This window comes from Nocardiopsis sp. N85, assembly GCF_028882275.1.
GTDB classification, from domain to species: domain Bacteria; phylum Actinomycetota; class Actinomycetes; order Streptosporangiales; family Streptosporangiaceae; genus Nocardiopsis; species Nocardiopsis lambiniae.
Window position 1 is genome coordinate 13,794 of sequence record NZ_JARBUT010000016.1, and the last position, 12,185, is coordinate 25,978.

Consider the following 12,185-nt stretch of genomic DNA (forward strand, 5'->3'; position numbering starts at 1 on the left):
AGTGCCGACGGTCGGTGCCGGGACGGCGTCGGGGTCGCGCATGATCGGTGTGCACGGACCGCCGAGAAGAAGGGCCGACCATGCTCGGGGCACGCAGGAGGGCACGCCGCTACGCGCGTCTGCGCGAGATCGAGGCCATGGACGTCGAGCGGGACCACAGCGGGATCTGGCTGCTCGACATGGCCTACGAGTTCCCCTGGGACATGCAGGTCGGCGGAAGCGTGGGCTTCTACCACAGCCTGGCCCCGCCCCGGATGGCCCGGCTGCTGGCGCGTACCGGCGAGCTCACCGACAACACGCAGCGGCGGTTGGACGACACCAACATCCTCATGTGGGAGATGTTCCGGAACGGGTTCGCCGGGCACCGGGGCCGGGAGGCGGTCCGCCAGATGAACCGCATCCACCGCAACGCGGTGCGGCACGTCAACGGGCTCGACGGTGAGGGCCGGTGGTCGATCACGAACGAGGAGTACATGTTCGTGCTGGCGGCCGTCATGGTCAACATGGTCCGGGCGGTGGACCGGCACGGGTGGCGGCCCTTCGGGGACGCCGAGCGCCGGGCGGCCTACCTGCACTTCCGTTCGATGGGCGAGCACATGGGGATCAGGGACCTCCCCGACACCTACGAGGGGTTCGAGCGCTTCCACGACGAGTACGTGCGCGCCGAGTTCGCCTACTCCCCCGAGGGCGCGGCGCTGTGGCGGGCCACCCGGGGGCTGTTCGTGGAGGTGCTGGTGGGCTGGTTGCCGCCGCGTCTGCACGGGGTGGCGGGCCGCGCCGTGGGTCCGGTCCTGCCCGCGCTGCTGGGCCCCGACCTGTGCCGGGCCTTCGGGCTGCGGCCGGCGTCACCGCTGCTGACCCGGGCCGTGCGGTCGGCCCTGCGCGCCCGTTCGGTCTACGTGCGCTGGTCGCCGCCGCGCCGGGAGTCGGCGATGCCCGACCGGATGCCGACCGAGCGCTTCCCCGAGGGCGACTACGAGTTCCCCCAGGTGGGACCGGATCACAGCACGGGCTGACCGGCGGGGGCCGGACGGAGCGCGTACCAGCGTCGGGCGCGCTCCACCGTCTCCTCCAGCGGCTCCCGGGCACCGCGCTCCCATCCACGGGCGAACGCCTCCTCCCCCAGCGCGGCCACCGACGCCACCCGCACCCGCTCGACGTCCCAGCGCTCGGCGGGCGGCAGAGGGGTGTGCACCGAGGCGCGCGCGGACGAGGCCGCGCCCAGCAGGCGGGCGGCCCGCAGCGGCAGCCCCGCCAGGGCCCAGGCACCGGCCAGGCCCTCCAGGGCCAAGGCGATCTTGCGGGGGCTGCCGGTGGTGAACGCGGCGGTGAGCCCCTCGTCGTGCAGGCGCAGTGCGGTGTCGGCGTCGCCGCGCTGCTCGGCGACGAACCCGAGTTCGGCCAGCACGGTGGCCCCCGCCGCCGGGGCGTTGATCCCCCGGACCCGGTCCAGCCAACCCGACAGGTACCGTTCGGCCCGGTCGAGCCTGCCCTCGCGGCGGGCGCCCAGGCCCAGGCCGAACTCGGCGAAGCGCTCGCCGAACCGGTCGCCCTGCTCCACCGCCAGGCGGCGGGCGCGCTCGTGGAAGTCCTCGGCCTGGCGGTGCTCGCCGCGCAGCAGGGCGTTGCGTCCCAGCTCGGAGAGCCGGTAGGACACCTCCGACCACAATCCGAGGTCCTCCGCCAGACGCAGACCCTCCCGGTGCAGCCGGGCCGCCTCCGGGTAGTCGCCGTCGATCTCGGCACGGCTGCCCAGGGCCGGCATGGCCTGCAACCGGCCCCAGCGGTCCCCGATCTCACCGAAGAGCTCCAAGGAGAGCCTGCCGTCGGCCTCGAACCCGGCCATCCGGCCCCGGGCCTTGAGCAGCCACGCGCGGGTGCACAGGGCGGCCGCGGTCCCCCAGCGGTCGTCCTCGCGGCGGAACACGGCGAGGGAGCGCTCGACGAGGTCGCCGCTCACCTGAAGCTCGCCGAAGTCCAGCAGGGCGGTGCCCAGGAACCACTCGACCCTGGCCCATTCGCGTTCGGGGACCGGGTCCGCGCGGTCCGCCAGGGCGGCCCGCACCAGCGCCACCGGGTCCTCGGGTTCGTTGACCATCAGGGCCATGCCCACCCGCCATGCCCCGGCGAGGGCGCGCAGGGCGGGGGTGCCGCCCGGCAGCTCCAGCGCCCGGGACAGGGAGCGGTGCGCCTCGCCGGGGCGGCCCCGCAGGTAGCGGTACCAGACCAGGTCCAAGGCCAGCCGCAGGGCGGTGTCGGCGTCACCGGCACGGGCCGCGGTGTCCTCGGCCGCGCGCAGGTCGGCGTTCTCCTCGTCCAGACGGCGCAACCAGAGGTGCTGCCGACGACCGCGCAGGAGGGGATCGGCCGTGGCGGCCAGCGACGCCAGGTGGCGCAGGTGGCGCAGGCGCACCGTGTCGGCCTCGCCCGCCGCCTCCAGACGCTCCCGGGCGTAGGCGGCGATGGTCTCCAGCAGTCGGTAGCGGATCCCGTCGGAGCCCTCGACCGCGATGACCAGGGAGCGCTCCACCAGACGCGCCAGGATCTCCACGACCTCGTCGGGTTCGATGCCGTCACCGCCCACCACCGCCTCGGCGCCCTCGGGGGTGCAGCCCTCGGCGTGCACGGACAGGCGGCGCAGCACGGTCCGCTCGGGCTCGCCGAGCAGGTCCCAGCTCCAGTCGATGACGGCGCGCAGGGTGCGCTGGCGTCCCGGAGCGCCCCGGCTGCCCACCGCCAGCAAACGGAAGCGGTCGTCCAGTCCGTCGGCGAGGCGGCGCACGCCCAGGGCGCGCACCCGGTTGGCGGCCAGTTCCAGGGCCAGCGGCAGGCCGTCGAGGCGGCGGCAGATCGACGCCACGGTCGAGGCGGTGTCCTCCCCCAGGGTGAAACCGGGGGCGCCCGCCGAGGCGCGGGAGGCGAACAGGCGCACCGCGGGGTAGGACCGCGCGTCGGCGGGGTCGGCCGGATCGGGGAAGCCGAGCGGGCGGACCTCGTACAGGTGCTCGCCGTCGATCCCCAGGGGTTCACGGCTGGTCACCAGCAGGCGCAGGTGCGGGGCGGCGCGCAGCAGCTCCCGGGAGAGCGCGGCCACGGACTCGACGACGTGCTCACAGTTGTCCAGGATCAGGAGGGTGCGGGTGGCGCTCAACGCCTGGACGAGATCGCGGGCGCCGGTGACGGCCACGACCGCTTCGGCCACCCGGGCGGCCGCGCCCGGGTCCTCCCCCTGCTCCGGGGGGACCGTGCCCAGCTCCACGAACCACAGTCCGTCGGGGTGACGGTCGTCCAGGCCCGCGGCCACCTCCAGGGAGAGCCGGGTCTTGCCGACACCGCCCGCGCCGGTGAGGGTGATCAGGCGGGCGCGCTCCATGAGGGCGCGGATCCGCTCGACGTCCGCCTCGCGGCCGATGGTGTCGTCCACCGGGGCGGGGAGGTTGGTGCGCGGGCGCAGGACCGCCCGGAGCGGACCGGGGTCCGCCGGGTCCAGGGTGGTGTCCTGGCGCAGGATCCGGGCGTGCAGCTCGGCGGTCTCGGGGCCGGGCGAGGCCCCCAGCTCCTCTTTGAGGCGGTGGCGCAGCCGGTCGAAGACGCCCAGCGCCTCGGCCTGGCGGCCGGAACGGTACAGCGCCCTCATGTAGGCGGCGCACAGGCGCTCGCGGAGCGGGTGCAGGTCGACCAGCTCGCCGAGTTCCTCCACCCACAGGTGGTGTTCGCCCAGGTCCAACCGGGCCAGGGCGAGCTCCTCGAACGCCGACAGGCGTTCCTCGTCCAGGCGGAGCGCGGCGCGGGCCAGGCGGGGGGTGTCGGTGAGGCCCGCGAGGGCGTCCCCGCGCCACAGGGCCAGCCCGTCGTTGAGGGCGACCGCCGCCGCGCGCCGGTCGTCGGTGCCGCGCGCCCGCTCGACCAGGGCGCGGAACCGGGTGGAGTCCACCTCGTCGGGTTCCACCCGCAGCCGATAGCCGCCGGGGGTGCGCAGCACCCGGTCGCGGGCTCCGGGTTCGGCCTTGTCCAGGACGCCCCGGAGCTGGGACAGCTTGGCGCGCAGGACCCGTGTGGGGTGGGCGGGCAGGTGTTCGCCCCACAGGTCGTCGATGAGGGTGTCGGCGGTGACCGGCCGTCCCTCGTCCAGGAGCAGTGCGGCCAGCAGCACGCGCACCTTGGCTTCGGGGACGCGGACCGGTTCGCCGTCGCCCCACACCTCCAGCGGGCCGAGAATCCCGAAGCGCATGGGATCACCGTAGTGCAAGGGGAGGGTCCGGAGCGTGGTCGGATCACGATCGGAGCCTTTTCGGAACGCCGGGGGGCGATGGTGGTGGTCGAGTCATGCTCGCGTCACGGCACAACGACCCTGGAAGGACGGACACCACCCATGTCCCCGGACGAAACGACCTCCGCCCCCGCCGCGAAGGCGGGGCTGCGCGAATGGCTCGGACTGGCCGTCCTGGCACTGCCGACCATTCTGCTCGCCCTGGACTTCACGGTCCTGCACCTGGCGTTGCCGCACCTGGCGGCGGACCTGGCGCCCACCAGCGCGCAGCAACTGTGGATCCTGGACATCTACGGCTTCATGATCGCCGGGTTCCTCATCACGATGGGCACGCTGGGGGACCGCATCGGCCGACGTCGGCTGCTGATGATCGGTGCCGTGGCCTTCGGCGCGGCCTCCCTGCTGGCGGCCTACTCCACCAGCGCCGAGATGCTCATCGCCGCCCGCGCCCTCCTGGGTGTGGCGGGCGCCACGCTGATGCCCTCCACCCTGTCCCTGATCACCAACATGTTCCACGACCCCAAGCAGCGGGGTGTGGCGGTGGCGGTGTGGCTGAGCTGCTTCTCCGCGGGCGGGGCCATCGGCCCGATGGTCGGCGGCGTCATGCTCCAGTGGTTCTGGTGGGGTTCGGTGTTCCTGATGGGCGTGCCGGTGATGGTGCTGCTGCTGATCGCCGCGCCGTTGCTCCTGCCGGAGTTCCGCGACCCCACCCCCGGGCGGCTGGACCTGTTCAGCGTCGCCCTGTCCCTCGCGGCCATCCTCCCGGTCGTCTACGCGATCAAGGAGGCCGCGGCCGAGGGATGGAACCCGATCGTGATCGCCATGCTCGTGGCCGGTGTGGTCTTCGGTTGGCTGTTCGTGCGACGCCAGCGCAGGCTGGAGAGCCCGCTGATGGACCTGGCCCTGTTCCGGCTGCCGCCGTTCACGGTGGGGCTGGGCGGGCTGCTGCTGGGCACCGTGGTGCTGGGCGCGTTCGTCCTGCTGTTCGCCCAGTACCTCCAGCTGGTCCTGGAGTTGTCGCCGGCCGCCGCCGGCCTGTGGATGGTCCCCTACGCGGTGGCCAACATCGCCGGCGCGATGCTCGCCCCGCTCGTCGCCGCACGGCTCCGGGCGGCCAACACGATCGCCCTGGGTCTGCTGGTGGCGGCGGTGGGCCTGATCGTGTTCACCCTGAGCGGGGCTGACTCGGGCCCGCTCCCGGCGGTGCTGGGCAGCATGCTCGTCACCTTCGGACTGAGCCCGCTGATGGTGCTGGTCATCGACCTGGTCATCGCCTCCGCGCCCAAGGAGAAGAGCGGTTCGGCCTCGTCCATGTCCGAGACGTGCAGCGAGATCGGCATGGCCATGGGCATCGCCACCCTGGGTGCGCTGGGGACCGCCGTCTACCGCTACCTGATGGTCGACTCCGTGCCCACCGGAGTCCCCGCCGAGGAGGCCGCCGCGGTCCGCGACAGCCTGCCCGGCGCCATGGCGGCGACCGAGGACTTGGAGCCGTCCCTGGCGGCGCAGGTGTCGGAGGCCGCGGAGCAGGCGTTCATGACCGGCCTGTCCGTGGTGGGCTACACCGGGGTGGCCATCGTGCTCGGCGTCGCCCTCATCACCTTCCTGTTCCTGCGCGACGTCCCCGAGGAGGCCGAGGAGGAGCAGCGGGAGGAGCAGCCGCAGGAGAGCTGACGACAATATCCTGCTATTCATCGGGACGCCGATGAAAAATAAAATGGGAAGGGCGGGGGAAATCTCCGCCCTTCCCATTCTTTTCGGAGGCCTGACGCATGCCGGAGCACACGAGGATCGCCGTTATCGGCGGAGGAATGGCGGGATGCGCCGCCGCCAGGGAACTGACCGCGGCGGGGAAGGAGGTCGTGCTCTTCGAGTCGGCCGACGGCCTGGGAGGGCGGGCCCGCTCCTGGCGTCGGCCGGAGATCGAGCCCGAGGTCGGGATCAACCTGATGTGCGCCAGCATGTACTCGACCATGTGGGGGATGATCCGCGAGTACGGCCTGGAGGGGGAACTGGAGAAGATCTCCAGCAACCTGCTGGTCTCCGACGGCGGCGTCGTGGCCCCGCTGCCCTCCGACTCCATTCCGGCGCTCCTGCGCTACCGGCACGTGCGGCTGCGCGACCGGCTGGCGTTCCTGTACTCCTCGATGCGGGAGATGCTGGTGAACGGGCGCACGGGCCGGATCGACCTGTTCGACCCCGAGCGTCTGGCCGACTTCGACGACGGCACCACGGCCACGGAGTACGGCCGGAGCCTGATGTCGCACCGGGGCTTCGACTACATGCTGCGATCGCAGATCGAGGGGTTCTGGAACTTCGACTGCGACGGGATCTCCGTCTCGCACGCCCGGGCGATGCTCGCGACGATGGGCGGGGCCGAGTTCTTCGTGTTCCGGGAGGGCATGCAGGTCCTGGCCGAGCGCAACGCCGCGGACGCCCGGGTGCTGCTGCGCCATGAGGTGTCGGAGGTGCGTCTGGAGCACGGCCGGGTGGTCGTCTCCTCCCAGGGGGAGGGGGGAGAGGCCGGCGGGGAGTTCGACGCCGTGGTGGTGGCGGTGCCCGCGCCGATCGCGGCCAAGGTCATCGCGTCGCTGCCCCGCGAGGCGGTGGGCGACCGGATGCGCGACTACCTGGAGGGCCAGGAGTACGAGCCGGCGCTGTCGATGTCCTACCTGGTGGACGCGGACGCCCTGCCGCCGGAGACGCACATCATGGCCGGCGGCGCGCAGGACCCGCCGATCCGGAACATGATCACCTACCCGCGCCGGGTGCGCGGCGCCGACGGCACCGTCCGCGACCGGCTGCTGGTGTTCGCCTACCCGGGACGGGCCGTCACCCGTCGTCTCCTGGGGCGCGGCCCCGAGGAGCAGTACGCCACCGTCACCCCGCTGCTGAGCAGGCTGTGGCCGGACTTCCCCCGCGACCCCGAACCCTTCCAGGTGGCCGAGCGGCCCTACGGGTTCCCCATCCCCTCGCCGGGCCGCTACCGGGCCTCGGTGGCCGCCACCCGGGGCCAACGGCCGCCCGTGGTGTTCGCGGGCGACCACTTCAGCTCCCCCACCACCGAGGCCGCGATGCGCTCGGGCATCCGGGCCGCCCGCAGCATCCTGGGCGCCTCGTAGGTGTTCCGGCCGGGCGCCCCGGTCGGCGGTCGTGCGCGATCGACGGCCGCCCGGCCGGGGCGCCGGGACACGGACGGGCCCGGTGATCGTCGTCCGCCGACGATCACCGGGCTCAGGCGTACCACATGTCGTGCAGGGAGTCGCTGACCGGGACCACGGGACGCCAGCCCAGCAGGCGTTCGGCGGCCGCGATGTCGGCGAGCATCCAGCCACCGCCCATCCCCGCGACGGGTTCGAGCACCTCTTGCACCCGGTCCGGGGCGACACCGGACGCCCGGCGCAACCAGGCGACCATCTCCCCGATGCCCACCGCCCGGCCGCCGCCGACGTTGAGGATCCGCCCCGAAACACCGGGCCGGTCTCCGGCGAGCACCACGGCGCGGGCCACATCGCGCACGTCGACGAAGTCGCGGCGGTCCCCCGTCACCCGCAGGGAGACCCGTTCTCCCGCGACGGCCCGTCGGAACCGCTCCAGGAGGACGCCGGGGAAGGACGCCGGGGAGGGGTGCGGCCCGCAGACGTTGGCCACGCGCAGCACCACGGCGTCGACGCGTCCCTCCCGGGCGGCTCGGACGACCGTGTCCGACCCCGCGCGCTTGGTGCGGGCGTAGGCGTTGGCCGGGCGGGGCGGGGTGTCCTCGTGCACGGCCGTCCCGTCGGGGACCGGACCGTACTCGTGGAGGGTGCCCAGGTGCACCAGCCGGGGCGGGCGCTCCACGGCCTCGACGGCATCGACCAGGGTGGCGACCGCCCCGACGTTGCCCTTCTCCAGCTCGCTCTCGGGCCGGTGCCAGCCGTCGCGGGAGTTGGCGGCGTCGGTGGCGTTGACCACCACCCGGGCATCGTGCGCCTCCAGCAGCCGCGCCACCTCCTCCGGGCCGGCCTCGGCCAGGTCGAGGCGGTGGAAGGGGTGCCCTCCGAGGTGCGGGGCCGGCTCCCGTGCCACCGCCACGGCCGGGCGGCCGGTGCGGGCGTGGGCGGCCAGTACGTGACGGCCGATCCACCCGGTGGCGCCGAGCACCACCACCGTCCCGGTCCCCTCCCCGGTCATACCGGCGTCCCCTGCCGCCACAACGCCTCCTCCAGCTCGACACAGGTGCGGTGGTCCGGTAGCCCGCCCTCCTCCATGACCTGCGCGAGGCCGGGGGCGGCCCGGTCCCGTTCGGACAGGATCGGGGTCACGTCCTCGGGCAGGGGCAGCCCCAGGTCCGGGTCCAGCGGGTGCAGGGCCCGCTCGTTGCGGGGGTCGTACTCCACCGACAGGGAGTAGGTGACGATGGTGTCGTCCTCCAGCGAGACGAACAGGTGGCCGACCCCCACGGGCAGGTAGAGCGCCACCGGGGCCGTCGGCTCCAGCACGACGCTCTCGTGCCGGCGGAAGGTGGGCGAGCCGACGCGCAGGTCGACGGCGATGTCCAGCGCCCGACCGCGCGGGCAGTGCACGTACTTGGCCATCCCGGGCGGGGCCTGGGTGTAGTGCACGCCCCGCACGACGCCCCGGCGGGAGACGCTGTAACTGGTCTGCACCACGGGGAAGAGCCCGTGGCCCGAGACACGGCGCAGCTCCGCGCCTTGGAGGGGTGTGGCGAACAGGCCGCGTTCGTCGTCGAAGACCTCGTAGGGCAGCAGGTAGGCCCCCTCGATGCCGAGGGGGCGGGCCCGGAGGGTCACGCCGGGCCTCCCGCCACACCGACGAACAGGCCGGGGCCGGGGCCGGGGATGTACTCCACCGAGCATCCGGCGGCGGCGAACGCCTTCTCGTAGACCTCGCGCCGGTGGACGGCCAGCACGTGCACGTCGATGAAGTGCTCGACGCCCTCCTCAGGGGAGGCGACGGTGTAGTGCACGTCCATGTGGTGGGCGCCGTCCCGGTACAGGCTGTGGGACACGCGCGCGATGGTGCGGCCCTCGACGGTGACGAGCGCGCTGGACACGTGGCGTTCGGTGGCCCTCTCGGGGAAGTACCAGGGTTCCAGCACGATCACGCCGCCGGGCTCCGTGTGGGCGGCGAGGCGGGCCAGGGTCGCCTCGACCTCGGCCGCCTCGGACAGGTGGGCGATGGAGCTGAACATGCAGATGACCGCGTCGAAGCGGCGGCCCAGGTCGAAGGAGCGCATGTCGCCCTGGTGGACGGGCGTGCCGGGCAGGTTGGCGGCGGCGAGTCGCACCATGTCCTCGGCCAGGTCCACTCCCTCGACCCGCTCGAAGGATCCGGAGAGGTGGCCCAGGTGGGTGCCGGGACCGCAGGCGACGTCCAGCAGGGAGGAGGCGTCCGGCCGACGCTCGCGCACCAGGGCCGTGATCTGGGCCGCCTCGGCCTCGTAGTCCTTGCCCCGGCCTCGGTAGACGGCCTCGTAGATCTCGGCGCGACGGTAGATCGCGGTGAGGCGGTCCTCATGGGTCTCGGTCATTGTTCTCCTTAGAGTTCGTCCAGGACCTTGCGCAGCACGGTGATGACCCGCTCCTGGTGCTCCCGGGGCAGGTGGGGGTACATGGGCAGGGAGAAGATCTCCCCCGCGAGGGCCTCGGTCACCGGCAACGACCCTCGCTCGATCCCCAGGTGGGCGAAGCCGGACATGGTGTGGACCGGCCAGGGGTAGCTGATGTTGAGGTGGATGTCGTGTTCCCGCAGGCGCTCGATGATCGTGTCGCGCTCGGGGTGACGGACCACGTAGACGTAATGGACGTGCTCGTTGCCCTCGGTGGTGACGGGCAGCCGCAGGCCGTCGGGGGAGACGAGGTCGCCCAGGCCCTCGACGTAGCGGCGGGCCACGTCGCGGCGGCCCTCGACGTAGGCGTCCAGGCGGGTCAGCTTGCGCCGCAGGATCTCGGCCTGGACCTCGTCCAGACGGCTGTTGTGCCCGGGTGTGCGAACGACGTAGTAGACCTCCTCCATGCCGTAGTAGCGCAGGCGGCGCAGCGCCCGTTCGACCTCGGGGTCGTCGGTCACCACGGCCCCCGCGTCCCCGTAGGCCCCGAGCACCTTGGTGGGGTAGAAGGAGAACGCGGCGGCGTCGCCCATGGTCCCGGCCGGTCGGCCGTGGTGACGGGCCCCGTGCGCCTGTGCGCAGTCCTCCAGGACCACCAGGCCGTGGCGGTCGGCGACGGACCGGACCGCGGCCATGTCCACGCACTGGCCGTACAGGTGGACCGGCAGCAGGGCCTTGGTGCGTTCGGTGACCGCGGCCTCCAGCAGCCCGGTGTCCATGAGGTGGTCGCTCTCGTGGACGTCCACGAACACCGGGGTCGCGCCGACGGCGTCGATGGCGATCACGGTGGGGGCGGCCGTGTTGGACACGGTGACGACCTCGTCACCGGGACCCACGCCCAGGGCCTGGAGGCCGAGGGCGACCGCGTTGGTGCCGTTGTCGACGCCGACGCAGTGGGCGAGTCCGTGGCGGGCGGCGAACTCCCGCTCGAAGCCGAGCACGCTCTCGCCGAGGATGAGCCTTCCCGAGGCGAAGACGGTGCGCACCGCGTCCAGGACGTCGTCGCGCTCCTTCTCGTACTCGGGCAGGTAGTCCCATACGCGGATGGTCATGTCGTCCTCACTCCTGTTTCCTCCTTCGCCGGGCACGGTGGCGCTCCCCCTTCCGGCCTCGACCGGAGGGGGGAGCCGAGGTCACCGGGCGAGTTTCTCCAGCAGGCCGACGACCTCCGCCGGCGAGGGCAGCGCGGCCATCTGCTCCGACAGCGCACGGGCACGGTCGCCGTAGGCGGGGTCGGCGAGGATCCGGCCGCAGGCCGCGGCGATGTCCTCGGTCCGCTGTGCGCCCGGTTCGAGCAGCAGCCCCGCCCCGTAGTCGGCCAGGCGGCGCATGGCGTCGGCCGAGACGTCCTGCTCGACGATGAGCTGGGGGACCCCGGCGCGCAGGGAGGCCATGTCGGTCACGCCACCGCCGTGGTGCAGGATCACGTCGCAGGTGGGGGCGACCACGTCGAGGGGGGCCCAGCCCACGTGGGCTTCGGGCAGGTCGCCGCGCACCTCGGCGGCGACGTGCTCGGCGACCCCGATCACCACCTCGACGCCGAGGTCGGCGACGCCGCGGGCCATGTGGACCAGGGCCCGGGGGTCGGGCACCCGCGCCCCCGCGGTGATGTAGACGCGGGGGCGGTCGCCCTTGGTGTACATCCACGGTTCCAGGGGGCGCTGGGGGTTCACCGGGAGCCAGCGCATCGGCTGCCGCCCGGCCTCCTGGCCGGGGGTGCGCAGGTCCGGCGGGCAGATGTCGATCCACAGGTCGGGGTCGGGGACGGCGTCCAGGCCGCGCCGTTCCAGTTCGGGGGCGAGGACGTCCCGGGCGCCGGGGGCGTAGATGGCGGAGTCCGTGCGGTCCCACTCCAGCCGCACGGACGGCACGCCCAGCGTGTGGGCCAGCAGCGGGGCGGAGTAGAACATGGAGCCGCCGACCACCAGGTCGGGCCGCCACTGCGCGGCCAGGTCGAGCAGGGCCGGCTGGCTCCGCAGGGCGATGTCGGCGTAGATGCGGCCGACGGCCACGGCCTGTTCGGCCGGGTCGGCGGGCGCGTTGCCCATGAACTCGGCGACGTCGGCCCCGGTGACGGGGGCGATCGTGAGGGGGGTCAGGCCGATGGCGGCGATGTCGGGGACGACCCATTCGATGCCGCCGACCACGACCTCGTGCCCGGCGCCGCGCGCGGCGTAGGCGAGGGCCGCGTGCGAGAAGATCGGCGAGGGACTGTTCCCGGGAATGAAGAGAATGCGCATGGGAATTCACTTTTCTGCGGCAGATGAGAACGCAGCCAAGGGTGGCCCCGGCCGAAGGGGCCGA

The 12,185-nt window shown here is 73.4% G+C and carries 9 protein-coding genes; 3 read left to right on the top strand and 6 right to left on the bottom strand.

Annotated elements, in window-relative coordinates:
* Window positions 1-80: 80 nt before the first annotated feature.
* The gene (locus PWG71_RS20565) at window positions 81-1,016 is read left to right on the top strand and encodes an oxygenase MpaB family protein (RefSeq protein WP_274811552.1); all 936 of its coding nucleotides are present in this window, start codon (window positions 81-83) and stop codon (window positions 1,014-1,016) included.
* Here the strand turns inward: PWG71_RS20565 and PWG71_RS20570 are convergent.
* The gene (locus tag PWG71_RS20570) at window positions 1,001-4,231 is read right to left on the bottom strand and encodes a BTAD domain-containing putative transcriptional regulator (protein ID WP_274811553.1); all 3,231 of its coding nucleotides are present in this window, start codon (window positions 4,229-4,231) and stop codon (window positions 1,001-1,003) included. The two genes, PWG71_RS20565 and PWG71_RS20570, sit on opposite strands and share 16 nt — an antisense overlap.
* A gap of 141 nt (window positions 4,232-4,372) precedes the next feature.
* On the opposite strand from PWG71_RS20570, the gene PWG71_RS20575 reads away from it, so the two are divergent.
* The gene (locus tag PWG71_RS20575; protein WP_274811554.1) at window positions 4,373-5,944 is read left to right on the top strand and encodes an MFS transporter; all 1,572 of its coding nucleotides are present in this window, start codon (window positions 4,373-4,375) and stop codon (window positions 5,942-5,944) included.
* A gap of 98 nt (window positions 5,945-6,042) precedes the next feature.
* Window positions 6,043-7,392 carry an FAD-dependent oxidoreductase gene (locus PWG71_RS20580; protein WP_274811555.1) on the top strand — a complete coding sequence of 450 codons (1,350 nt, stop codon included), beginning with the start codon at window positions 6,043-6,045 and terminating at the stop codon, window positions 7,390-7,392.
* 112 nt (window positions 7,393-7,504) lie between these two features.
* Here the strand turns inward: PWG71_RS20580 and PWG71_RS20585 are convergent, their stop codons facing one another.
* The 5 genes from PWG71_RS20585 to PWG71_RS20605 all read right to left on the bottom strand — a co-directional run bounded on the left by PWG71_RS20585 (window position 7,505) and on the right by PWG71_RS20605 (window position 12,121).
* On the bottom strand, window positions 7,505-8,464 hold the full coding sequence (locus tag PWG71_RS20585) for an NAD-dependent epimerase/dehydratase family protein (RefSeq protein ID WP_274811556.1): 960 nt from the start codon (window positions 8,462-8,464) through the stop codon (window positions 7,505-7,507).
* Window positions 8,440-9,063, bottom strand: coding sequence for a dTDP-4-dehydrorhamnose 3,5-epimerase family protein (locus PWG71_RS20590; RefSeq protein ID WP_274811557.1), 624 nt, complete (start codon window positions 9,061-9,063; stop codon window positions 8,440-8,442). The genes PWG71_RS20585 and PWG71_RS20590 overlap by 25 nt, the downstream gene beginning before the upstream one ends.
* Window positions 9,060-9,803 carry a class I SAM-dependent methyltransferase gene (locus tag PWG71_RS20595; protein WP_274811558.1) on the bottom strand — a complete coding sequence of 248 codons (744 nt, stop codon included), beginning with the start codon at window positions 9,801-9,803 and terminating at the stop codon, window positions 9,060-9,062. Before PWG71_RS20595 ends, PWG71_RS20590 begins: the two co-directional genes overlap by 4 nt.
* A gap of 8 nt (window positions 9,804-9,811) precedes the next feature.
* Entirely contained in the window at window positions 9,812-10,933 is a 1,122-nt protein-coding gene (locus PWG71_RS20600) for a DegT/DnrJ/EryC1/StrS family aminotransferase (RefSeq protein WP_274811559.1), read from the bottom strand.
* A gap of 81 nt (window positions 10,934-11,014) precedes the next feature.
* Window positions 11,015-12,121, bottom strand: coding sequence for a nucleotide disphospho-sugar-binding domain-containing protein (locus tag PWG71_RS20605; protein WP_274811560.1), 1,107 nt, complete (start codon window positions 12,119-12,121; stop codon window positions 11,015-11,017).
* Between the last annotated feature and the right edge of the window lie 64 nt (window positions 12,122-12,185).

Coding starts and splice junctions, on each gene's coding strand:
- PWG71_RS20570 (WP_274811553.1), bottom strand. CDS start 4,231: ATGCGCTTCGGGATTCTCGGCCCGCTGGAGGTGTGGGGCGACGGCGAA.
- PWG71_RS20565 (WP_274811552.1), top strand. CDS start 81: ATGCTCGGGGCACGCAGGAGGGCACGCCGCTACGCGCGTCTGCGCGAG.
- PWG71_RS20605 (WP_274811560.1), bottom strand. CDS start 12,121: ATGCGCATTCTCTTCATTCCCGGGAACAGTCCCTCGCCGATCTTCTCG.
- PWG71_RS20575 (WP_274811554.1), top strand. CDS start 4,373: ATGTCCCCGGACGAAACGACCTCCGCCCCCGCCGCGAAGGCGGGGCTG.
- PWG71_RS20600 (WP_274811559.1), bottom strand. CDS start 10,933: ATGACCATCCGCGTATGGGACTACCTGCCCGAGTACGAGAAGGAGCGC.
- PWG71_RS20580 (WP_274811555.1), top strand. CDS start 6,043: ATGCCGGAGCACACGAGGATCGCCGTTATCGGCGGAGGAATGGCGGGA.
- PWG71_RS20595 (WP_274811558.1), bottom strand. CDS start 9,803: ATGACCGAGACCCATGAGGACCGCCTCACCGCGATCTACCGTCGCGCC.